General features: G+C 59.4%; 18 protein-coding genes. 13 read left to right on the top strand and 5 right to left on the bottom strand.

The window, feature by feature from the left end; translation table 11 throughout:
- Window positions 1–20: 20 nt before the first annotated feature.
- Window positions 21–1,745 carry an FAD-dependent oxidoreductase gene (locus A6B35_RS30305; RefSeq protein WP_006204618.1) on the bottom strand — a complete coding sequence of 575 codons (1,725 nt, stop codon included), beginning with the start codon at window positions 1,743–1,745 and terminating at the stop codon, window positions 21–23.
- Between the two features lie 69 nt (window positions 1,746–1,814).
- Window positions 1,815–2,228 carry a MarR family winged helix-turn-helix transcriptional regulator gene (locus tag A6B35_RS30300; protein WP_006204619.1) on the bottom strand — a complete coding sequence of 138 codons (414 nt, stop codon included), beginning with the start codon at window positions 2,226–2,228 and terminating at the stop codon, window positions 1,815–1,817.
- Window positions 2,229–2,664: 436 nt separating this feature from the next.
- On the opposite strand from A6B35_RS30300, the gene A6B35_RS30295 reads away from it, so the two are divergent.
- The 10 genes from A6B35_RS30295 to A6B35_RS30240 all read left to right on the top strand — a co-directional run bounded on the left by A6B35_RS30295 (window position 2,665) and on the right by A6B35_RS30240 (window position 17,966).
- A complete protein-coding gene (locus A6B35_RS30295) occupies window positions 2,665–4,080 on the top strand; it encodes an aminomethyltransferase family protein (RefSeq protein ID WP_006204620.1) in 1,416 nt (471 codons plus the stop codon).
- A gap of 491 nt (window positions 4,081–4,571) precedes the next feature.
- A complete protein-coding gene (locus A6B35_RS30290) occupies window positions 4,572–5,735 on the top strand; it encodes an ABC transporter substrate-binding protein (protein ID WP_006204621.1) in 1,164 nt (387 codons plus the stop codon).
- A gap of 77 nt (window positions 5,736–5,812) precedes the next feature.
- Window positions 5,813–6,676 carry a branched-chain amino acid ABC transporter permease gene (locus A6B35_RS30285; protein ID WP_006204622.1) on the top strand — a complete coding sequence of 288 codons (864 nt, stop codon included), beginning with the start codon at window positions 5,813–5,815 and terminating at the stop codon, window positions 6,674–6,676.
- Window positions 6,673–7,662: a branched-chain amino acid ABC transporter permease gene (locus A6B35_RS30280; RefSeq protein WP_006204623.1), complete on the top strand. Its 990-nt coding sequence runs from the start codon at window positions 6,673–6,675 to the stop codon at window positions 7,660–7,662. Before A6B35_RS30285 ends, A6B35_RS30280 begins: the two co-directional genes overlap by 4 nt.
- Complete coding sequence (locus tag A6B35_RS30275) at window positions 7,659–8,408, top strand: ABC transporter ATP-binding protein (RefSeq protein ID WP_006204624.1); 750 nt, start codon at window positions 7,659–7,661, stop codon at window positions 8,406–8,408. Before A6B35_RS30280 ends, A6B35_RS30275 begins: the two co-directional genes overlap by 4 nt.
- The gene (locus A6B35_RS30270) at window positions 8,401–9,111 is read left to right on the top strand and encodes an ABC transporter ATP-binding protein (protein ID WP_006204625.1); all 711 of its coding nucleotides are present in this window, start codon (window positions 8,401–8,403) and stop codon (window positions 9,109–9,111) included. The genes A6B35_RS30275 and A6B35_RS30270 overlap by 8 nt, the downstream gene beginning before the upstream one ends.
- A gap of 23 nt (window positions 9,112–9,134) precedes the next feature.
- Window positions 9,135–10,364 carry a cytochrome P450 gene (locus A6B35_RS30265; RefSeq protein ID WP_050900813.1) on the top strand — a complete coding sequence of 410 codons (1,230 nt, stop codon included), beginning with the start codon at window positions 9,135–9,137 and terminating at the stop codon, window positions 10,362–10,364.
- A gap of 678 nt (window positions 10,365–11,042) precedes the next feature.
- Entirely contained in the window at window positions 11,043–11,870 is an 828-nt protein-coding gene (locus A6B35_RS30255) for a cell envelope integrity EipB family protein (protein ID WP_040583510.1), read from the top strand.
- Window positions 11,871–12,355: 485 nt separating this feature from the next.
- The gene (locus A6B35_RS36815; RefSeq protein WP_244897182.1) at window positions 12,356–16,672 is read left to right on the top strand and encodes a Ulp1 family isopeptidase; all 4,317 of its coding nucleotides are present in this window, start codon (window positions 12,356–12,358) and stop codon (window positions 16,670–16,672) included.
- 517 nt (window positions 16,673–17,189) lie between these two features.
- A complete protein-coding gene (locus A6B35_RS30240) occupies window positions 17,190–17,966 on the top strand; it encodes a host specificity protein (RefSeq protein WP_193364576.1) in 777 nt (258 codons plus the stop codon).
- A 697-nt stretch (window positions 17,967–18,663) separates the two neighbouring features.
- Here the strand turns inward: A6B35_RS30240 and A6B35_RS30235 are convergent.
- Window positions 18,664–19,401: a helix-turn-helix transcriptional regulator gene (locus tag A6B35_RS30235; RefSeq protein WP_006205848.1), complete on the bottom strand. Its 738-nt coding sequence runs from the start codon at window positions 19,399–19,401 to the stop codon at window positions 18,664–18,666.
- A gap of 879 nt (window positions 19,402–20,280) precedes the next feature.
- Here A6B35_RS30235 and A6B35_RS30230 point away from each other — a divergent pair.
- Window positions 20,281–20,946 carry a hypothetical protein gene (locus tag A6B35_RS30230; RefSeq protein ID WP_244426094.1) on the top strand — a complete coding sequence of 222 codons (666 nt, stop codon included), beginning with the start codon at window positions 20,281–20,283 and terminating at the stop codon, window positions 20,944–20,946.
- A gap of 337 nt (window positions 20,947–21,283) precedes the next feature.
- Here the strand turns inward: A6B35_RS30230 and A6B35_RS30225 are convergent, their stop codons facing one another.
- On the bottom strand, window positions 21,284–21,550 hold the full coding sequence (locus A6B35_RS30225) for a hypothetical protein (RefSeq protein WP_006205846.1): 267 nt from the start codon (window positions 21,548–21,550) through the stop codon (window positions 21,284–21,286).
- On the bottom strand, window positions 21,547–22,617 hold the full coding sequence (locus A6B35_RS30220; RefSeq protein ID WP_006205845.1) for an acyltransferase family protein: 1,071 nt from the start codon (window positions 22,615–22,617) through the stop codon (window positions 21,547–21,549). Before A6B35_RS30220 ends, A6B35_RS30225 begins: the two co-directional genes overlap by 4 nt.
- Before the next feature lie 66 nt (window positions 22,618–22,683).
- Between A6B35_RS30220 and A6B35_RS30215 the strand changes: the two genes are divergently transcribed.
- Complete coding sequence (locus A6B35_RS30215) at window positions 22,684–23,274, top strand: hypothetical protein (protein ID WP_006205844.1); 591 nt, start codon at window positions 22,684–22,686, stop codon at window positions 23,272–23,274.
- A 59-nt stretch (window positions 23,275–23,333) separates the two neighbouring features.
- Window positions 23,334–23,843, top strand: coding sequence for a hypothetical protein (locus A6B35_RS30210; RefSeq protein ID WP_006205843.1), 510 nt, complete (start codon window positions 23,334–23,336; stop codon window positions 23,841–23,843).
- Window position 23,844: the final 1 nt, after the last annotated feature.

Genomic DNA, 23,844 nt, shown 5'->3' with positions numbered 1-23,844 from the left:
GAGCTGGCAGCGCGAGCCAGCTATGCGTGCATACTGTTCGTCGATACCGTATCCTGTGCGCCTTCATTGGCGATTTTCTCAAGGCCGGACATCCTTCGCCCGAGCACGGTCTCGATCGTGCATTGCGCATCCGCATCGCGTGTCCCGCGCCACGCAACGACCTGGTCGGGGCGGATAAGCACCAACGGCGCTTCATACAGGCTTTCCACCTCGGCCGAGGCAATGTCGACTACGCTCAGGTCCATGCCAGCTTGGGCAGCCGCAGATGTAATGGCGTCCACCGCCGGGGGCGTCCTTCCCAAGCGCAGCAGCGTCCATTCGAAGCCGAACAGATCGTAAAGCGAGGTCGACGCATCGATCCATATGTGGGGAGCGCGCCCGCCAGGCGCGCTTGTGGGGGTGTAAACGTCCGGGCGATCCTCGGCCGGCGGTCTCTTCTCCGACAATATGATCGGAGACGCGTCGTACCGGGCGCCGAAGGTAATCCCGGGAATGTTGAACTCCGCCTTTCCGTGCCCAGAAAGATAAGCGCCGGCTTCTCTTCGGAGAGCCACACCTTGCGCCGTGTTGTCTTCTAGGCCGGGCTTCGGCGTATAGAGGCCGATCGAATCGGCGAACTGCTTGGCAAAGCCCGTGTTGCGAACCGCGATGGGACGCCGCTCAATCTCATAGCTGTCGAGTATAGTCGGCGAGCCCACGCCCTTGATCGCTGCTGCCAGTTTCCATCCCAGATTGACCGCATCGTCGACGGCGGTGTTGTAGCCCAGTCCGCCCGCTGGCGTGAACAAATGGACGGCGTCTCCGCCGAGGAACACCCGTCCCCGCGAATAGCTCTCTGCGACGAGCGCGTAGCCGGCCGTCCAGGTGCCGCGGGAAAGCACCTCGGCTTCCACGGGATGGCCGACCGCGGCCTGGAACATTTCCAGCGCCTGCTTGTCCGTGATGTCTTCCTCCTTCTCGCCTTCGCGAAGCTGCGTGTGAAACGCGAATTCGCCTCGGCCGTCCACCGCGGCCATGAAGGCGCGGCGCTGGTTGTTGAAAGTCACGTTCATCCACGCCGGCGCGAAGGGCACGACCTCGTAGAATTGCGGACAGCGCAGATAGATCGCGAACATGCGCCCGCCGAAGAAATCTCGCACCGCGCCCGCATCGCCCTTGTAGGCGATACCGAGTTGTCTGCGCACGAAGCTGCGGGCGCCATCGCCGCCGACAAGATACTTGGCCCGGACGGTGCGGCGAGAGGTGGTCTGGACTTCCTGCGCCGTTACCGACACGCCGTCCTGAGAGTCGATGAACTCGCTTACGCGCCAGCCATAGTTGATCGAGACGCCGGGCTGGGCTTCGGCATGCTTTCGCAACACCTGCTCTACATATTTCTGCGACACGCGATGCGGCAACTCGGCCGCGCTCCAGGAGCCCGAAAGAGACGACACTCTCTCGCGCGCTTCCCGGGCGGACGGCAGGCGGAAGCGTCCAAGCTCGTGTCCAGTGTAGCGCGTGAAATAAGCGACGTCGGTCGGAAAATCGTCCGGCAGGCCAAGAGCACGGACCTCCTCGGCGAACCCTAGACGCCGATAGTGCTCCATCGTGCGGGCCTGGGTCGCGTTCGCCTGGGGATTGAATGCCGTCGAAGGCTTCTCATCAAACAGGGTGACCGAGATTCCTCGCCGGCCGAGCTCGTTCGCAAGCATCAGGCCAAACGGCCCGCCACCCGAAATTGCAACATCGACCACGGCACCGTCCACACAGATCCTCCCCAAAATGCCCTGAAGATCATAGCATTTGGTAAGGAAACCAGACGATTTGTCAAGGCACTATTCTCGCTCGACATCCCCCTCGCGGGCCTCGACATACTTTGCGAGCACTTCAACCATCAAGTCGACCATGGCAGGACCGAGCTCGGCGCGCATTTCACTCTCGGCAACCTCCAGGCTGCGATGAAATGCCTCGAGCCAGGCCATCCCCTTGTCGGTGAAGCACACGAGCTTCGCGCGGCCATCCGTCGGATCAGGCCTCTTCTCGATCAGTCCGGTCCGCTCGACCTGATCGACCAGTTCGCTCATGGACTGCTTCGTCATGGACGCCCTGCGCGCGAGTTCGGTGAGTCGGGTCCCGTCCTCATCGAGATTTCGCGTAAGATTGATATGGGCGACGCTGAGCTCGTCGTGCCCATTCGATCGCAGATTCTCCACGATCTGCGCCTCGAACAATCTCACTGCCTCGTTCATACGACGGCCAATGTTGTTGCGCCGCCAGGAATTTCTAAGTCTCATGCCAATCGTCTCTCCTCCCACTCGGTCAGCTTATACATCCTTCTACCGCGCGCTACGCCGTGCTTTCGGCTTTTTCAATCTCTGCGGCCAGTGGATTGACACATCGGCTCCGGCGAATATATCGTCAGGTATCCGAACAATATAGGAAGGCGGTTGACGGCCGCCAAGGGAGGAGAGATGCGTCATCAAGAAGTTCGCGTCGCGAACTGGAGCCCTGCGCTCAGCAGCCGTCCAGCGACGCCGCTTGATTTCTTGCGGCATGGCATCGCTTCAGCTTGGCTTCGTCGATTGTCTCCCGATTTGCAAAATAGGGTTGGCTCGTGAGGTTAGCGGTTCCCTCCTCACTAGGGGTTGGCAAGGCGATATTTTACATCGAGCAGGATCAATCACGATGGTAAAGGCAAACGGCGAGAAGTCGCTGCAAACACTTATCGACGAGAAGCGGGATCTCGTCGAGTATTTCTACAATGATACCCTTGCCCCGCACTATCGAGCCAGGACGGGTCTTACGGCGGCGTACATCCCTCCTGAGTTCACGAATTGGCGCGACGAACAGCGTGCATGGCGGAAATCGGCGATCCTCTTCGATCAGTCGCATCACATGCCGGAAATGCTTCTGAAAGGTCCCGACGCTCTTCGGCTTCTCGAGAAGATCGGCATCAACAGCCTCGCGAATTTCTCGACGGACAGGGCAAAACAGCTGGTCGGCTGCACGCCTCGAGGCCACGTGATTGGCGACTGCGTCGTGTATCGACTTGAAGAGGAAACCTTCGAACTCATCAGCAGCATGCCGTTGCTGAATTGGGTTCAGTTCAATGCCGAAAAGGGCGGCTACGACGTCACTATCGAGCGTGACGACCCGACCCCATACAATCCAGCGGGAAAGCGCTGGTTCTATCGTTTCCAGCTGGAAGGTCCGAATGCAGGCAAGATATTCAACGACGCCGTTGAGGGCGATGCACCCGAGATTCCGTTCTTCCGCACGGCGAAAGTGAAAATTGGCGGCTGCAAAGTCCTTGTGCTGCGGCATGGCATGGCCGGACACCTCGGCGCGGAGTTGTCCGGGCCTTATGAAGAGATGGACAAGGTGCGCTCGGCACTCGTTGCCGCTGGCGAGAAGCACGGGCTGAAGCAGGGGGGTACCAAGACCTACTTCAGCACCATCTTCGAGTTCGGTTGGATGCCCTATCCCCTTCCAGGCATATATACCGGCGCCGAACTGAGGGATTACCGTGAATGGCTTTCCGGCAATGGCTGGGAAGCCAACGCGCAGCTCGGCGGCAGTTTCCTGTCAGACAACATTGAAGACTACTACGTCACACCATGGGACCTCGGATACGGTCACATAATCAAGTTCGATCATGATTTCATTGGACGCGCAGCGCTCGAAGCTCTGCCGGAAGGAAAGCGACGCAAGAAGGTCACTTTGGTCTGGAACAGGGAGGATGTGGCGAAGATCTTCGGGTCGCAGTTCGGTGACGGGCCGCGGTTCAAGGCACTCGACTTTCCGGTTGCCTACTATGGTTGGCCGCAATTCGACGAGGTCAGGGCGCCGGACGGCTCCTTGGTTGGGCATTCCTGTCATTGCGGTTACAGTGCGAACGAAGGCGAGATGCTGTCACTCGCGATGCTCGATGCGGCTTGCGCGACGCCGGGCACCCAGATTGTCCTGACATGGGGCGAACCAGGCGGAGGCTCTCGCAAGCCGCATGTCGAGCGCCACGAGCAGCTCAAGGTTCGCGCGACAGTCGCCCCTGCCCCTTACGCGCAGTCCGTGCAAAAGCTGAAGCGAGCAGCCATTGGCTAGGTTTCGCGTCAACTCGCGCGACCCGTCTCGTAGACCATCCCCTCTTAGCCGGGGTGGTCGCCCTACTTGCCGGCTAGTCTGCCAAGAACCGAGTGGACTCTCAACCAAGCTACCCTTTTTACCTTTCGCGCAAAGCTGCTGGGTTCGTCTACCGCCGACCACTCGGTGCATCTGTCGAACAATCTTTCACCGCATCTGGCTGAAGCATTTCGTCAGCTTACATGACGAAATAAGGCTACAAGTGCAATTTGCAGGGGGCCATTCCAAAACGGCAGCGGTCACAGAACTTGGTTCTCGGTAGCAGAAAATCTTGCGCGCCTTGTCGCTTCAATCGGATTTCACCTACGACGACGGCCAATCGACGAAGCTTCGCTGCTTGACAATTTAGTCAAGAATCCTTACTAAAATATAAGGGAGAGACATCAGGTTTCACAAGGTAAACCGGCAGGGCTTGGCACTGTGAGACCCGGCAATCTAAGGGAGGGAGTACGATGAGGAGACTTTGTGCGGGCCTGCTTGCAACCGCGATCGCAACGTTCGCGCTTGGCGGCGCGGCGCTCGCGGAAACCATTAAGGTGGGTGTGATCGCAACATTCTCAGGCCCGAATGCCATCTGGGGCAAGCAGTTCAAGGAAGCTATTCAAGTCTATGTCGCGCAGCATGGCAACGAGGTGAACGGCAATACGATCGAGTTCATTTACAAGGACGTCGGGGGGCCGAACCCGGATGCGAGCAAAGCCGCCGCTCAGGAACTGCTCATACGCGAGGGCGTGAAGTATCTGGCCGGTTTCGATTTTACCCCGAACGCGCTCGCCGTCGCTCCACTGATCAATCAGGCCAAGGTTCCGGCGATCATATTCAATGCGGCAACCTCTGCGATCAACAAGCAGTCGAAATACTTCGTTCGCACCAGCTTTACCTTATGGCAGGTGGCAGTACCGGCTGCGCAGTGGGCCGCCAAGAACGGCGCCAAGAAGGTAGTCACCGCCGTTTCGGACTACAATCCAGGCATCGACGCCGAGACCGCCTTTGGCAGCGCCTTCGAACAGCAGGGCGGGACGATCGTTGAGAAAATCCGTATGCCCTTGCAGACGACCGATTTCGCTCCTTTCATGCAGCGCATCAAGAATTCCGGGGCTGATACGGTTTTCGCGTTCCTCCCTGCCGGACCCGCCACGTTCGCCTTCACGAAGGCCTATAGCGAGAACGGACTGAAGGAAGCTGGCATTGGCTTTATTGGGACCGGTGAGACTGACGAGACGACCATCGACGCCCTCGGCGAACAGGCAATCGGACTGACTACGGCCTATCACTATTCGGATGTCCACACCTCGGACCTGAACCGGGCGTTTGCGGCCAAGCTCGGCGAGCTTTTTCCAAAGTCCAGGGCCAATATGGCTTCGATGGGCGCTTATGACGGTGCGCATTTGATCTATAAGATGATTGAGCTAGCCGGAACGGATGGCGACAAGGCGATCGAAGCCGCGAAGGGCTTGTCGTGGGAAAGCCCACGCGGCCCGGTGAGCATAGACCCAACATCGCGCCATGTCGTCCAGAATGTCTATATCCGCCGTGTGGAGCGCGATGGAGGACGCCTGGTGAACCGCGAATTCGATCTCGTGAAAAGCGTTCCGGACCTCGGATTCGATCGCTGACACATCGTGGCATAGTGGGTGTCCGAGCCCACCATGCCGCATTGCTGAAACCTCTGTTTCAAGATCGGTGTTAGCTGATGACGGTCGCCCTCAGCATAGTTGTCGACGGCATCGCCTATGGCATGATCCTGTTCATGATTTCCGTCGGCTTGTCAGTGACGATGGGCTTGATGCGGATCGTCAATCTCGCCCATGGCGGCTTTGCCCTGCTTGGCGGGGCGTGCGCTCACGTGCTGACCATGCGATATGGGATGCCGTTCGTCCCGGCCCTCGCCGCCTCTGTGATTGCCGTGATCGTGATTGCGATCCCCCTCGAGCGGTTGGTGTACCGTCACATCTATCGCTTCAGCGAACTCGAACAGGTTCTTGCAACGATCGGGATCGTCTTCGTGATGATCGCCACCGTCAATCTCTTCCTCGGCTCCACCCTTCTAACGATCCGGATGCCGCCGGAAGTAAGCCTTCCGGTTAATCTCGGCTTCAAGGTGCTCCCGCTACATAGGATCATCGTCATCGTCGTCGGGCTTCTGATGGTGACGGGGTTATACCTGCTCGTGGAACGCACGCGGTTCGGCATCTATCTGCGCGCGGCAGTCGACAACCAGAACACTGCCGCATCACTCGGGATCGATACCCCCAAAGTGTATCTGGCCGCCTTCGCTCTTGGTGCGGGGCTGGCGGCAGTCGGCGGAATTCTCGGCGCCGAGTTGCTGCCTATCGAGGCATACTATCCTCTGCGATACATGGTCCTCTTTCTCACCGTCGTGACAGTCGGCGGTATGGGGAGCATTGTCGGATCGTTCATCGCGGCTTTGAGCCTCGGCATCCTCGATACGGCCGGCAGATACCTGCTTCCCGATGTTGGGACAATTTTCTTCTTCCTTGCGATCATAGCGCTTCTGGCCCTGCGCCCGAACGGTCTTCTGGTCAGACCATCATGATCCGGATTTCTACAATCGATATCGTGCGCACGTCGCTGGGTGGCACCGGCAAGCTCCTGCCCGTTGCCATCCTGATCACCTGTGCTTTCGCCGCCTTCTGGCTGTTTCCGTACGATCTGGGGTTCTTGACCCAGATGCTGATCATGATGGTTTTCGTGGTCTCTTTCGACCTGATCCTCGGTTATGCGGGTGTCGCGACGCTGGGTCATGCGGCAATGTACGGGTGTGGGGCTTATGCTGCCGGGCTCTTTGCGATCCACGCGTCACCCGATCCACTGCTTGGACTTGCCGTCGGCGCGGTGATCGGAGCCCTGATCGCGTTCTTTTCCGGCCTGCTGTTGATGCGCGCGCATGGGCTGTCGCTGTTGATGCTGTCGATCGCGATCACAATGGTGTTGCAGGAGATCGCCTCGAAGGCGCGTGATGTCACCGGCGGCGCTGACGGACTAACCGGCATATCCATGACGCCGATCCTGGGGGTCTTCGAGTTTGATTTCATCGGGAAGACAGCGTTCTGGTACGCGTTCAGTGTCCTGTTTATCATCCTGGTGGTCCTGCGTGTCCTTGTTGCATCTCCCTTCGGTCTCGCCCTGCGAGGCATCAAGGACAGTCCTAGCCGAATGCGTGCAATCGGCACACCGGTCTATTGGCGCAAGGTGACGGCCTATGTGATTGGGGGAACGATCGCAGGTATCGCCGGCGCCCTGTCTGCCCAAATCACCAGCCTGGTCAGCGTGGAAGCGTTCAATTTCGCGCTATCCGCGGATGTCATGGTGATGCTGATTCTTGGAGGTGCCGGTCGCCTCTATGGTGCGTTGATCGGGACGCTTGTGTTCATGACGGTTCGTCATGTCGCAGCCAGCATCGACCCTTTCAACTGGCTGTTCGTCATCGGCTTCATGCTTCTGGCAGTCGTCTTCTTCCTGCCTGATGGTCTTATCTCGCTGCCTAGGCGGGTGGCGGGCATGATCGGGGCGCGCAAATGACATCGGGCCTCAGGATCAGAAACCTCTCGAAGAATTTCGGCGGACTGCAGGTCGCGAGGAACATCACGCTCGACATTCCCACAGGAGCTCGCGCTGCACTGATTGGCCCCAACGGGGCTGGAAAGACAACCTTTGCAAACCTGATCATTGGAGCGCTTCAGCCTTCATCAGGCTCCATTCATCTTGACGGCAAGGATATCAGTCAGCTTGGCGAGGCTGCCCGCGTAAGAGCAGGCATCGCAAAGACCTTCCAGATCACCAACCTGTTCAAGGACCTGTCCGTTCGGGACAACATCCGCCTGCCCATCCTCGAGCGAGAGCACAGGACGTTTCGCTTTCTGGAACGCCACGATGGCGATGCGGCCATCGAGGCCGAGGTCGAAGAGCTTCTGGCTGACTTCCGGTTGCTCCCTCTGGCCAACCGCCTCGTTCGCAGCCTCGCCTACGGACAGCAGAGGTTGGTCGAACTTGCTTTGACTCTTTCGCTAAAGCCCAGGATCCTGATACTCGACGAACCCGCCGCAGGGGTTCCGTCATCCGACAGTCATCTGATCGTCGATGCAATCAAGCGGTTGCCGACCTATCTCTCGGTCTTGATCATCGAACACGACATGAAACTGGTGTTCGAAGTTGCAAGCAGGATCATCGTCCTCGTTAACGGCGCGGTTCTCGTTGAGGGCACGCCTGAAGAGATCAGCCGCGACTTGCGCGTGCGCGAGTTGTACCTCGGAGCGGGCCATGGCTGAAACACTTTTGGAACTCGAGAATGTCGTCGCGGGCTATGGCGAGACCCATATCCTGAGAAATCTCTCTCTGAAGGTTGTGCAAGGGGAGCGACTCGCGATCATCGGGCGAAATGGCGTCGGAAAGACCACGACGCTCAACACGGTGATGGGTCTGACGCGGCAGCATTCGGGAACGATCCGACTCAAGGGACAGCCCATTGACCGGCTCCCGCCCCATAAGCGATCGCGCCTCGGCCTCGGCCTTGTTCCGCAGACGCGGGACATCTTCCCTTCTCTCACCGTGGAAGAGAACCTGCAGGCCGGCGTGCGCAACGGCGCCAGCATCGAGGAGGCCTATGACCTCTTCCCTCGACTCAAGGAGCGCCGGCGAAACGGCGGTCGCCAACTTTCCGGCGGCGAACAGCAAATGCTGGCCGTCGCCCGAACGCTGATGGGAAAGCCGGACATCATCCTGCTCGACGAACCGCTGGAGGGCTTGGCTCCGGTCATATGTGAGAGGCTGGTCGCAGTGTTTCAGGAGCTTTCGAGGCGTGGGCATACGATTGTGCTCGTCGAGCAGCATACAGCCATCGCGCTCGATTTCGCCGAGCGCGTGATCATCATCGAACAGGGGGGCATCGTGTTCGAGGGCGCCGCGTCGGAGCTCAAGTCCAACAAGGAGTTGCTCGATCGCCACGTCGGCATCGCAGCTCCGCATCACTGACACGACCAATCGGGAGCCGTGGTATGCAACTGGTAGCGGATCATATCCCCACGAAGATCTCGGCCGATATTCCTGTGTGGGACATCGATCCGTACGATGCGGAGATTCTCCGTAACCCGGCACCCTATTATGTCGAACTGAGAAAGCGTGGTCCGTTCGTCCACATTCCCCGGTATGCCATTCTCGCTTGCGGTCGCTTCAATGAGACTAGGGAAGTTTTCTCCGACTGGCAGCGCTTCGTTTCCTCCCGAGGAGTTGGCCTCACGGATTTCCAAGTCGCTCCGTCCTGGCGCAAGCCATCCATCGTATTGGAGGTGGAACCGCCCTATCACACAAGGACGCGAACAGTCATTTCACGCGCCCTGTCTCCCCGTGCGATGAGTGTGCTCAAGGATGCTTTCGCCGAGAGGGCAAACGCGCTGGTCGACGACCTGGTCGAGCGCGGCGAGTTCGATGTGGTTCCGGATCTGGCTGAGGCATTTCCCGTAAGTGTGTTTCCTGCGGCCGTCGGGCTTCAAGAAATCGACACGCGCGCGCTGGTTGATTTCGGTGCGTTCGGCTTCAACGCTTTGGGTCCTGATAACGCCTTGCGCAGCGCTGCGCTGGAACGGGGACCCCAAATCATGCCCTGGATCATGAAGCACTGCAAACGCGAAGCGTTGGCTCCGGGGGGCTTCGGCGAAACCATCTACGCGGCAGCCGATGCCGGCGAACTGACCGAGGACGAAGCTGCAATGCTCGTGCGGTCGCTGCTGTCGGCGGGCGTCGACACGACCGTGACCGGCATTGGCAACGCGGTGTGGTGCCTTGCGTCAAATCCGGGCGAGTTCGAAAAGCTCAAGAGGGATCCCAAGCTTGCCCGGCCAGCTTTCGAGGAAGCACTGAGGTATACGTCGCCGGTCCATTCGTTTTGCAGGACGGCCAGTGTCGACACCACCGTGGGCGGTGTCGACATACCCCAAGATACCAAGATCCTCTGTGTTCTCGGCGCGGCCAATCTTGATGAAGATCAGTGGCCGGAAGCCAGGTACTACAAGGTCGACAGACGACCTGTCGGTCATCTCGCATTTGGTGTGGGGATCCATGGCTGTGTGGGCCAGAACGTTGCCCGAGCGGAAGCAGAGGCAGTCCTGACTGCGATCGCAAGCAAGGTCGGATCAATCGAGTTCGTTAGCGAACCTGTCTGGCGCCCCAACAATGCGATCCATGCGCTCGACAGCATGCGCGTGCGCTTTACGCTACGCAATAGCTAGGAGTGCTGGCACCGTGGTTTCAGTAAGCTGCCGCGCACCGGACGGTCGTGTTGCGACGATCGACCGAAGGCGGATGTGGCACTCGATGTTGGCCCTTGAGCGTGGCGCGCTCTTCAATAGCCGGCTGCCATTCCTGCTTCTCAGCCTTCGAGGCGAACAAGGAGGGGTTGCCGCGCACTGCGTCGATGACTTCGGAGTTCGCTGCGAGTCGATCGAGCACGGCACGGATGACGGTCGGACGCTTCGACGATTGAATCGATCTTCATGGCGTTCGCGGCCGTATGAAGATCCTGATACATCCGCACAAAGCGGTCCGACGGTCCGACACTTTGTGCCATTGCTGCTTCACTACGTTTCGCGAGTTCCCCCTCACGATTTCGGTGACCGATCGCACCGACTGCGCCACGCCACGCGGCAGTGGTTCGGCCACTATTGCGGATGCGTTGGCGGTGGGAGCACGCTTCAGGATTGACGACTAGGAACCTATTAGGGCCGCTGCCCATGTTGAGAGGGTTTGTCGCTTTCGCGACACGGTGATGTTCGGTCGGCGTGCCCACACACGCTCAGTTACGCCATTGAATAATATGTAGCACAGTTTCTGAGGTTCTTTCTGCGCGGTTGGCACGACTCTTGATGCTCTCGTTGCGCGACAGCAGGTTGCGCCAACTGGAGTTGCGAATGCGTATCCCGAGACGGCTCGTCCTTCCTATCATCGCCCTCTGTGTCTTTGTGCTTTCGGACACGGCCGCCGCGCGCTTTCTGCTACCTCATCGTGCCGTTTACGACATGACGCTGATCAAGGCTTCCGACAGATCAGGGATTGCCGACGTAACGGGTCGTATGATTTATGAGTTCTATGGCTCTGCCTGCCTAGATTATACAACCAATACCAGCATTGTGACGCGCATCGACTCGGTCACCACGAGTGGGCTGACCGACCAGCAAATGACGACCTTCGAGGCTGCCGACGGCAACACTTTCTCATTCATGACCAAGACCTATGTCGACCAGGCACTTCAGAAGGAGGTGCGCGGCACGGCGACACGCGAGGGCCAGAACGTCATGGTCAGGCTGGAGAAGCCGGAGCACAAGGATTTCGACATTGGCTCAACACAGTTTCCGACGCAGCATATGCTCGACATCATGAACCGTGCCGATGCCGGTGAGACCCTTTATGAGACTAGACTGTTCGACGGCGTCGGCGATGCCGACAAGGCTATGACCACGAGCGTCCTAATCGGGAAGAAGGCCGAGGCCGAGAAGAACGACCCTGAGGCGCCAGCTCTCGCCAAACTGGAAAAGGATCGCGCTTGGCCGATCGAAGTTGCCTATTTCGACGACAGCACGGAGGGCGGCGACGAACTTCCGCAAACTATAATCAACTTAAAGTTACATGAAAATGGGATCGCGCGTGACCTAGTGATGAACTATAGCAACTTCTCTCTTTCCGGCAAACTCGTCAAACTCGAGCTGTTGGATATGAAGTCGGGTATCTGCGACAAGTAGCAATGGCCCCCGGCCGCGGTGGCAGACTTCACCTCTTCAGCGGCTGGCGCAACTGCGCGCCCAAACCGGCCCGCCAAAAACGGGACTTTCAAATCGGAGGCCCGCGCTCTGGGGGTGGGGCAATTTCGGCTAACCCGCGAGCTCGTTTGCCCAACGAAAATTGACCGAGTTCGAGAAGGTACAAATCATAAACGGTCGCAAGGCGCGGCATCTCCGCCAATATCCGTCGGCCGAGATCGACGCGACCTTTAGGGACCATACTGCGAGCATGGAAATCCTCGTTTGCCCATCCGCGATAGACGTAGAGGCACCGGACCGCAGACTGTTCTCTTCGAGCGTTCGCTTTACAGACGGCGGGGATCGTCAGCTTCTCGACAGCTTGCCCGAGTAGTTTTGAGCCTCAGGTGACCTATAAGCGTGGGACAAGCGTGGACCTACCTAACTTCAATCCAACGGATCCGGCTTGGCGGGAGACGTTCGACGCCATGCAACGGCAGCAGGCGGCGCACGCCGGGCACAATGGCTTTGAGCAGCACTTGCTGCGCGAGGCGCGCCAAGCCGATGCCGCGTCCGTCGCACGGATCCATGCGCCTCGAGACCGCTTTTATCCTCGTCTGTCTGACAAAGACCGGTGCCTCATCGACGCGGCGATCAAGGCCGAGGTTGCGCGCCGGGATCTGAAAGGGCCGACGTCCAGGGGTTATGCAGCCGCTCTTCGCAGATTAGCGGATGATCTCGGATCGCAAGGCAAGACGCTTTCTGCGCTCGATCACCAATCCTTGATTGCTTACGCTAAAAGTTTCTTTGCCCATGACGGGTCGATGGTGGCCGCGTTGACAGTGCTTCGTAAGCACCGCGACCCCGGCGCTCCTGCTGACGGACGTCAGCGTAATGACCCCCCTGTGGAAGACAAGAACCTCATCGAGCGGGTTGTCCAGGCGGCGGCTGCGGACCGGGGATGGCTACCGAGCACCGCCGAGCAGTATGATAGGACTCTTCGCAGATTGGCGACATCCCTCGGCCCAGGCCAAACGATTACTGCACTCGATCACAATTCCTTGGTCGCACATGTCAAGTCATTCGGGGGTCGGGATAAGGAGGCGATGGGAGCCGCGCTGACGGTGCTTCGTGAATATCGTGAGCCAGGTATTTTAGCGGATCGCAGGCCTCCACATCATGGTTCCTCTGGTGCCGACCCCGTCGCAGGGGTCCATGCGCCTCGAGACCGCTTTTATCCTCATCTGTCTGATAGCGACCGGAGCCTCATCGACGCGGCGATCAAGGCCGAGGTTGCGCGCCGGGATCTGAAAGGGCAAACGCCCAGGGGTTATACGGCGGCTCTACGCAGATTGGGGAATGATCTCGGGTCGCAAGGCAAGTCGCTTTCTACACTCGATCACGAATCCTTGGTTGCTTACGCTAAAAGTTTCTTTTCCCATGACGGGTCAATTGTGGCGGCGTTGATGTTGCTTCGTAAGCATCGCGACCCCAGTGCTCCTGCTGACGGACGTCCGCGCAATGAACCCTCTGTGGAAGACAGGAACCTCATCGAGCAGGCTGTCCAGGCGGCGGCTGCCCGACGGGGATGGCTACCGAGCACCGCCGAGGAGTATGATAGGACCCTTCGCAGATTGACGAAATCCCTCGGCCCTGGCCAAACGATTACTGCACTCGGTCACAATTCCTTGGTCGCACATGTCAAGTCATTCGGGGACCGGGATAAGCTGGCAATGGGAGCGCTGACGGTGCTTCAAGAATATCGTGGGCGCGGTACTTTAGCTGATCGCAGGCCTCCCTCCATGGAAGGCGGGCGCCTCATCGATGATGTGGCTCGTGTCAGCGGACACCCCGAGACGACACCCGCCAACGGCTCTCGGCAGGCGGACGATCAACCCGACCGCTCGCGGTCAAGTTTCAATTCAGCGGAGCTTTGGGAGGGGGTGGATCAAGCTGGTCAGCTGCCAGCCGACAGTTGGGGCACGGCGAACTTTTGGCAAGGTGTGCCCTCACCTCCCTATTCGCCGGCAGGCGCTGTTGATCAGCCAAGCCCAGCCGTCCCCTCGCCGGGGCTGGCTGTCAATCCAGAGGAGGTTCTGCGAGGGGCGGATCAGCCGGAGCAGTTGAGACCAGCGAAGAGGCAGAGGACGCTGAGCAATCCCCAAGGGGATGCCATTGAGCGGCAACTGAGCGCGATCGGCAATTCAGGCGGTCGCGTGCTGCAGGCCCCTATCCATCAACTGGCTTCGTCGTCAAGGGAAGCGCAGCCCATAATGCAGGGGAGCGGGCAAGATTACATACCAGCGCCGCACACCGGAGGTGGTGGGGCGATCTTAGGCGCCTCGGCGCTGCGGCCGGATCGTTCAACAACGGTTTGCGTAGGTGGCGACAAGCGTCCTCTTTATTCCGAAGATGCGTCCCTCATGGAGGGTCTCAGGGCGGCACTCATCGCCCGTGGGGCCAAGGACGGCACCGCCACGCGCCATGTGAATTGTCTTCTCAACTTCAGCCGTTGGCTCGTTGAAAACGACAAGCAGGGCATTGCTCCTCGGCTTCACGACAAGTCGCTGGACGACGACGTCAAGGAGCTCGAAAGAAACGGGGGGTCGTCGTCCATCGTTCCGGCTCTCAAGTATCTGAAGACATACCAGGCGGGCGCACCCGCGCCAACGATAGGACGTACTGTCCTGAATCCTTATCCCGACGACGCGGCCCTCATCAAAGAGTACAAATCAGCAGCGCCTGCGAGCGGGCTCAGTCCAGATAGCGCCAGTAACTATGCAAGTGCCCTTGGCAGTTTCGGTCACTACCTGCGTCAAAACAACATGCCGGGCATTGCTGCTCGGCTTCATGACAAGTCGCTGGATGAAGATGTCATTCGCTATCCCGGTAGTTACAAACGGGTCGTATTCGCTCTGGCTCACCTTCGCAAGTCACTGCCGCGCAGCGAAGCGTTGGAACCTGAGCGCCAGATTGCCACCGTGCCGCGCGCTGTCGGATCTCCAGTGGCCCTCCCCGGGGAAGGTTACGATCAGGATCAACTTTGGGAGATGCTGGAAGAAGCTGGCCCACCGTCTTCCCTCGCGCCAACCGCGCGCCATTCCCAGGCCCCGGATTTCGGAGAGGCCGTTCGTCACTTGAACTGGCGCCACGCCCACCAGCGCGCGCCAGACGAGTTGATCGCTGCGCTGGACAGGAGCAACCTCATGCCGAACCAGGAGGTTCAACTGACCAGCTTTTTGATTGATGGCGAGCGCTACACGGCGGGTTGGTTGCCGCTAGGGGGTAGGCCGAGAACCCCACTCAATCCGCGAGGCGTTGCCATTCGCCTCAGATATCGACCGGAAGCCGCTCCGCTGCCCAACTCGCAGCCGGGGAATCCCACCTGGCCACAGCTGTTCGACCGGACGATGGAACCACCCAGGGCGGTTTCCGCAAGGGCTGAGGGGGCGGCAGGACTGAATGACGTTCAGCCCGTCCATCACGCCGAAGTTGGACCGATGAGTGAAGCTGCGTCAGCGGCAACGCCGAGGGCTCCGTCGGACATCTACGGCGGCCTTGACTCTCTGGTTCATTTGCCGGTCACTCCGCAGGAGCTGCGGGATGATGCTTACTATGCGCCGGGGTTCCCGCGCCTACCATCCGACGGTCAGCTCATCCATCACGCCGAAGTTGGACCGATGAGTGAAGCTGCGTCAGCGGCAACGCCGAGGGCTCCGTCGGACATCTACGGCGGCCTTGACTCTCTGGTTCATTTGCCGGTCACTCCGCAGGAGCTGCGGGATGATGCTCACTATGCGCCGGGGCTCCCGCGCCTACCATCCGACGTTCAGCTCATCCCTCACGCCGAAGTTGGACCGATGAGTGAAGCTGCGTCAGCGGCAACACCGAGGGCTCAGTCGGACATCTACGGCGGCCTTGACTCTCTGGTTCATTTGCCGGTCACTCCGCAGGAGCTGCGGGATGATGCTCACTATGCGCCGGGGCTCCCGCCCCTACCATCCGACGTTCAGCTCGTCCATCACGCCGAAGTCGGGCCGATGAGTGAAGCTGCGTCCGCGGCAACGCCGAGGGCTCAGTCGGACATCTACGGCGGCCTTGACTCGCTGGTTCATTTGCCGGTCACTCCGCAGGAGCTGCGGGATGATGCTCACTATGCGCCGGAGCTCCCGCGCCCACCGTCCGACGCTCAGGTCGGAGCTTTGCATCCGGCAGCCTCGCTCCACGATGGCGGCTGGCTGGAGCTCGGCGCCAGTGAGTGGCTGGCCGACAAGCATATCTTGGCGGATTACGCGCTCCTGGCACAGGATCTGCAGAGGGACAATCCTGATCTCGCCGCGCGGACGCGGCTCGTGGATCCCCTCGTAGCCCTTTATCATCTGCGCTTGGGCGCCGAGATCCTCGCGCTACGCGCATTCCAGCGCATAGTCCATGATCAGAGGGGTAACGATACAGCTGACTTCCTGTTTATGCCAGTAAGCAATGCCCAAGCTGATCGCCCCGGCAACCACTGGTCGCTGTTGCTCGTCGACCGCCGTGTGCGGGAAAGCCCTGTCGCCTATCACTACGACTCCGCCCGCGGGTACAATGACCAGCCCGCAGCAGAGTTCGCAGCAAGGCTGGGCGCTCGCCTCGAGCCAGCCCGCATGGCCCAGCAGCCGAACAGCTATGATTGCGGCGTCTTTATGGTCGACGGCACGCGGGCTCTGGTTAGACGATTGGCGCAAGGACACCAGCCAGCCGTGCTGCACCTCGACAATCTCGTCGCCGACCGGCAGGCACTCCAGAACCGACTCAGGGGCTGACGTCGGTTTCTGCCCATGGATATGGCCGGAGGAAGCGACCGCGCACGGTATCACACCTGCGAGCCGTTCCGAGAAATGGAGTCGTAAATCCGATCCAAAATCCGTGCTCTTGGAGGGGAGCCGCTTCTGTTGAGAAAAGACCGGATTTTATCGCAAACTTTTGGCAAAGGTCTCAGAAAAGCTATCGCTAGTCTCTCAGGCTCCCTGTCAAGGCTGAAAGCGAGAGGGAACAACTGCTTGGCGCAAGTGTGCAAAGCAGTTGGATTGGCTGGAACTGCACAGGGCCGGTGGGGGAACTCGATGCCTTCTCATGCTCTCGAACCTGACGTCAGGTCATCGTCAGTTTGACCGAGTATGGTTCGCAGCAAGGCTTAGACAGCCTCCAACTGCGAAAAGACTTAAGCCGAAGGGAAGCGTCATGTATAATCCAATCAGTGGCTCATCCACACGCGCTAGCCAAGCTGACGAACCGGGTCAGTCGGTTGAGAGCGATAGCTTTACGGAAACACTTGCGGGAATGCCGTCCCGGTCGGCGCCGGATCCCCATGCGAGTTCGTCTTCTGCGCCGACACACCCGTACTCGCTTGCTTCCCAACCTCCTGTCGTCGAGCTCGAAAGGTCTTCATTCGCCAGAAAAGTGAAGGACTTTTACGGCGATGAAATCAAGCACATCGCCGAAAATCCACAAGAGTACTCGCCTTTCGTGTCCTCAAAAGCCGGGCGCACGGCAACAATCGCTCGGCTCTACGGTGGCACTGACACTGATACGCCCAAGGCGCGATATTTCAGTTATGATCTGGGCGAAAAAAGCGTTGGGCTTTTAAGAACAGAGGGCGGATTTGGCATCAATAACGAGCCGTGGCGGGAACAGTTTCCTGGTCGAAAAGAGATCACATCGGTTGTAGATCTTCGGGTTACTCATCCGCTTGTCGAGAACGCAGGTGATATTCTGCTCGAGCATCAACTTCGACTCGACGGCGAACGGCCGTTGATCATGTCACGCCCCGCTTCGCAAGGGATGGAAGCCCGGCTGGCGCAGATGGGGTTTGTTGACGTGGGTGAAAATCGGTGGGTGCTTGACCCGACGCAGCGTCCCGACAAGTGGACGGAAAATAGTGACGGTGAATGGCAGCGGGCCGACAAACCTGGGCTATATCTCTCTAAAGCCGTGAGCGATGATAGCGGTAGTGCCACAAGTGTTGAGGGGTATTCGAGTGGAGCCAGTATCGAGACGGATTCGTCCGATGATGACCCGTCTTGGTACTTCCAACAATTGAACCTGAACCAAGGATAAGGCACCAGCTGGCTTCGATGGACCTGTTGTTGGACACACTCGCCCTAAACAACTATCCGCCCCTGCGTCACGCATCTCGACAATTTCGAAAGGGCGGCAAGCAATGCCGCCCTTTCTTCGTGTCCATTGCGCCGGTTGTCGGCGACCCGCAAGCCGGGGTATAGGCCCGACAAGGGTTAAGCTTATGTTTGGACGGATACTGCCTTTTCTCCTGGGGCTGGCTTTACTGTTGGGTAGCGGCTGCGCGCGCAGCGATGATGGTACGGTGATTATTCCGAGAGCGCTTGATACGAGGCGATTCTTTGACAAAGAGCCGTCACACCTGCAGCAGCCACAGATCGAAACCAGCGTGTTTCCGGTTGCGCCACCGGAGCCGGAACGGCTCGAACCGCGCCGTACGGCAAGTCTCAAGACATCAAACAGACGGGCATCGCCGGCCGCAAGTCCTCCGCTCTCCTCTTCCGAGCCACACAAGCCGCTTGTCTGCAAGAACATCAGCGAGCCCGGCAAGCGGTACCGTGTGGTTTGCGAATAGGACACTTGGTTTGGCCAGCATTCTACCCACGCGGTGCCTTCTGGATCAGGTTGTCCAGAGCGACGTCTCCGTTCTTTCCCATGATCCAATCATTCTATCATTCCCAGCTTCACGAAACGCAACGAGTTCACAGGCGGCTTCCGCGAAGCGCTTGGCTACCGATCAGAACAGTTTTTGAAAGAAAAGGCCGCGCTCGGTAGCGATCGCAACCGCATGGGCCAAGCTTTTGGCACCCAGCTTGGCCCGTGCCAGATCGAGATGAAATCGCACCGTGCGAGGGGATAGCGACAGTATCTCTGCGGTCCGTTTGACCTTCTCTCCCCTCGCGTACCATTTCAGGCATTCGATCTCTCTATCGGAGCAGACCGTCTGATGGCGTGGCCTTCCTTGGATTCGACCGATAGCATTGTGAAATTCGCCGGCGAGATACTGGAAGTCGCGGGCCTCGGATTTGAGAAACGCCTGCCACGCCGCAGCGTTCTCGTTGCTCGTCACGCTCAGAATGCCGCGGTCGCCGTCGACACCCCTAACCGGGAACGTGATGCCATGCTTCCCGACACCATGTTCCCTCGCTTCACCAAAGAACGTGCGCACGGCCTTGTCCGATAGGTCGATCTCCTTCCAATCAACCAATGTCACAGCACGTAGCCCATGGCGAAGCACGGGATCGATGTCGAAAAAATCCTTCTCGATATAGCGTTTCACCCAGTCAGGCGAATAGGTGGTCACATAGAATGGCTTGCTCGGTTCCTCGTAAACCGGACTGACGGTAAGAAAGGCCGCCGTCTCAAGGCCGTAACTTTCGACAATTGTGTTCAGACGGTCCGCTGCGTCCGCAAGAGAGGCAACTGCTCGAATACCTTCCGTCATGTCGTGAAACTTTGAGTCAAATTGCGCCATATCCAGCTTACCTCCTTGATATCGACGTGCCTCTCCAGCCATTCGTACGCCCATCTAACCAGGTTGCTCCTCGCTCGATCCCAGCGTCTCGCGACCTGTCAAAAGTGACAGGCGAAACCGCCAGTATACTTAGGTTGCAACCCCATTTATTCCAGGTTGCATGGCCACAACCCGGCGTGGAGGAAACGCCTTGGATACGATCGTATTTTCGTCAAACGATGTGGATCGGCTGACTAACCCTGTGCGTACCGCGCGCTGTGCGTCACATCGGAGTTCCGGAACGACCGACCACGAGGTTTGCCGTTTCTGTTCGGAGCTGGAACAATTAGACGCTGATAGGGATGCCCTTTTTGCTTTGTCCCCTCCACCTGTGCCGGGCAACCCTGCGCAGAGCAAGCAGTTCTTCACAAAGCTGAATGCGATTACGGCTCGCTATTTAGCGCTCGAAGAGCGGCTTCGAGAGGCTCGCAGCGACACTAGGCAAGGCTACCCCCGAAGCCGCTGAGTTCGTCCAGTCGGATGCCGCTGCGACGGCTGCGGCGTAGCGCGCATTCAGGCTACCGATTGCCCGATGGTCCAGACTTGCCGAAATCCAGAAAATCAGACCGCCCAGCGTCAACTCGACACCGAGGCTCCCTACCTAGCCCATCGGGCACCAATGCGGATACGATCACACACCTCCCCTCGCTGCATCTGAGTCAGAGACACTTGCACAGCGATTTGCAAGATAGTTTATTGACTCAATGAATCCGAAGAGGAGTGATTCATGGGAACCAGTAATCAACTTTTGCTTCGTGCACCTACGGCGGCGTCGACGGCTGCGACCTGGGCCAGACCGCGACGCTGGGAAAGCAGACGTGGCCTTATGGCGTTGTCGCCATGGCATGGCTCGCTCCACCGGAAACCCTCACCTGCAAACCCATGACCCCCGAGACCGAGATGCATTCTTTTCGTCACATCCTCCACCTCGTCGCATCCGCGGCCTTGCTCGCCGGTTGCGCCGGGCGAGTGCCGGATGCTTCACATTGGGCCGGCCCCGTTTCGGTTACGGACTCCTATTGGAAGCCCGATCGGGTCAGTCGCAGCCGGCAAGAATATGCGCCCGATTTGGGCCGCTTCCCACCGGTCATTACCCAGCGAACCGGCTATCCGACCGAAGCTCAGGCGAATAGCGCCTTGCGCCGCTCGCATTGGAGCTCCGTGCCTGTGCGCACGCTCGTTACCAAGGAAGGCATCAAGACGATCTCCGTCCCTGCGGAAGCCCCGGACACGATCGCCGCAGGCGTTCGTGTCTTTGCGTGCCGGCCCGGAGCGCTCAATGGCTATACCGGTCGCGTGCAACACTACGAAGGCCCCGTCGTCGCATGCGCTTCCGACCTCCTGTCTGCCGATGGTCGCGTGCTCGCCCGAGTACCCCTCAATTTCTACTACTGGCAGAAGGCTTGGCGCGTCCAAGACCCGAGGCCGTCCTACACGTCCGTCCCATGGGCTGATCAGGAGCCCTCGCCACCAAAGAGCAAGGGCTGGTTCGGCAACCGCTACTGAGCAGCGGCCGTCACACTGCCGCGTGTCGGCTGGCCAGATGCGCACAGAAGCCGACGGCCAAACCAATCCCAAGGCGCCGGCGTCGCCATGGAGGCCGCATCGCTCACCTCCAGCCGAAAAATCGTGATTTCCGCAACTTTTTCTTTTAGGTACAAGCAGGCGAGGGACTATTTTCGCAAGGCTTTCGTTCTATCCCTTTCCAGGGCGAAATAAGTGACAGTGCTCGGCATTGCTGACGGTCGCCCAACTCGCGGGGGTGTCGTGCATTCGGCATTTCGGGATCGAGCGGCAGGCTGCACAGCCTCCCAACCTCGTAGCTACCTCACGGTCCTATCGATTAGGTTCTGCTCTTCTTCTGGGGCTCGCTTTGCACGAAAACGTCCAGCACTTGCGCGATATGAACCCCTGACGGCGATCCGTTGCGCACCATACCCCTCGATACCGCCGAGCGCATGGCTCCAATGACGCAGCATGCCGCGACGAGCGCTGCCACGGCATCGCCGTCGGTTTCGGTCAATAGCTGCTCCGCCAGCGCCCTCGCTCCTCGGGGAATTTGATCGACATCTTCACCACCAAGCGACCACTGACGATTTTCTTCCGTCACGGCGACACCTCCCGGACTGTTCGATTTGACCATTGGCGGCCGAGCTGGCGGAACGGATCTCCGATTGCCACCGTCAGCACATGAGACAGCCCGATCGCGACCGCGATCGAGAGCGTTGCCGTCGCCGGAGCCTCCAGGAATTGGCCAAGCGACCAGTTGAACAGCGCCAGCACCGGCAGATGGATCAGATAGAGGGCATAGGAGATGCCTCCCAAGCGGCGCAGCATCCGCCCCGGCCAGTTCACAGAATCATCCCGCAAGGTCGCCCTTGTCACGATCCACCCGCACATCAGCGCCAGCACGGCAGTCGCCACGCCATGCGTCGCCGGCGGCAAGATCGCCAACATGAAGGCCGCGATCGACATCCAGAACGCCGCTTCCATGTTGCCGATCACCCGCAGGTGTTCCGCCAGACGGGGCCATGCGCTTGTGCCCATGGTTGCTCCGATCGCCAGCCCGACCGCGATTGCATCGATGCGGAACGTCCAAAGCGTCCCGCCCCAGGGCCGCAGCGTGAACGTCCCGACCACGAGAACGAGTCCGGCCAGCGCGACGAGCGCCCGCCGCGGTAGCAAGAACACCAGGAGCGGAGCCAGTAGATAAAATTGCATCTCGGTGGCGACCGACCAGAATGGCCCAAACGCAAAGGCGTTCCCGCATCCTGTGGCGCCCCCGAAACAGGGCGCCCAATGCGCATTCGAGATGAAAGCGAATGCCGCCTTCGCGTCTGCAGGCTCAACGCCGCTTCCCGGGATGATCAACCCGATCGAGAGAATGGCGCCGACGCACCAGGCCAGCGGCACGATCCGCATGACACGCCTGACATAGAACGCGGAGGCCGCCTCGAGCGCTCCGCGCTCGAGGCGCAGGCTTCGCAATGAGCGTTCCACCACCAGGCCGGAAATCACAAAGAACAGGTCGACCCCGACGCTCCATGCCGGCGCAAACAGCAGAGCAGCGACCGGCCCGCCTTCTCCGAAGACCGGCCCGACATGCGACAGCACCACCAGCCCGATCGCCAGGCCTCGCAATTCATCCAGCCTCGAGAGGCGGGCTTCTTGTCCCATCCAAAATCATGCTCGACAATCATTACGACATTGATTTAATCATAGGGCATAAAAGCGAGACAAGGAATGCATGGCCCCCTGACATTTGTCGCAGTTGCGGCTGCCCTTACATTGGCGCCCCATGCTTCGGCTCAGTCGCTCACGCATGATGCCAACGCCTGGCGCGCCGTCGCCTACGCCGATCTCGAGCTCCCTAATTCGGAAGCCGTGCCCTACGCCTCCCTATGGGCCGACCGACTGAAGAAAAACAACGACGCCTATGTGGCCAAAGGCGATACGCGCTTTGCGGTCGCCAATGCGCCAGCTTCCGAGAGTCACATCGTCGTTCGCAGCCCGACCAAAACCGTCGTCCTCTCGGTCCTGCACACGCTCACCGGCTGCTCGCCGATCCGCACCGATCCGGTCGGCAAAGCCACGCTGAAACGGTGTCCCATGCGCTTGGCGATCTATCAGAACGGCCGATCCACGGTCGCTGACGCTGGCTCCGGCTGTTTCATCGAATATGGCGCGCAACCGAATAACGTCCGCCCTGACCTCGCTCGGAATGGTGCAATGGGTGCATATGACGTTCAGGGCAAAAGCATTCGCGCCGGCGTCGTATTCCAAGGTGAAATCGCCCCGGAATGCCAATTCCGGGTCCCTATCCCGCAACCCTAGGGGAAGCCGCGATGCCCGGTTTGCTTCCGGCAACCTCGATATTCGGAAGGAGCGCAACCATGATCGACATGGAAAACCTGACCTTATTCAGTACACGAGCGTGCCACGGGCCATCGCCAGCGGATCAAGGCTTCTTTCACAACGCGCGATGCGCGGCATTGACCGCGGCTCCCGCCGGCGGTCACGGCGGGATGATGTTCAGGAGATCTGCCATGGCCAGCCCGACAATCTTCGCGACTCTAGCCGTCTTGATCTCGCCGGCGATCGCGCAAGCGCTTGATCCGCTGAAGGCTCCGCAGGGATCATATGTAGTGTCCACGCACACATGTGCCGATCTCGACCAAGGCGTAGGCGCTCTCGAACTTGCGGAGTTCGACGGCGCCGCAATCACCGTCGGCGCGAGCACCTGCAAGATAGCAGGCACCCGTCATGCTGACGATGCGTTCCAAGCCTCATGTACCGAACGTGGCAGCAGCTCCCCGGTCATCACGCCGATGAAGATTACGCGCCCATCCAGCGACGCGCTCTCCATCAATGGCGCCATCTATAATTTCTGCCCGGGGAAGTAAG

Source organism: Mesorhizobium amorphae CCNWGS0123 (assembly GCF_001686985.1).
Lineage (GTDB): Bacteria > Pseudomonadota > Alphaproteobacteria > Rhizobiales > Rhizobiaceae > Mesorhizobium > Mesorhizobium amorphae.
This window is presented reverse-complemented; position numbering and strand designations above follow the sequence as displayed.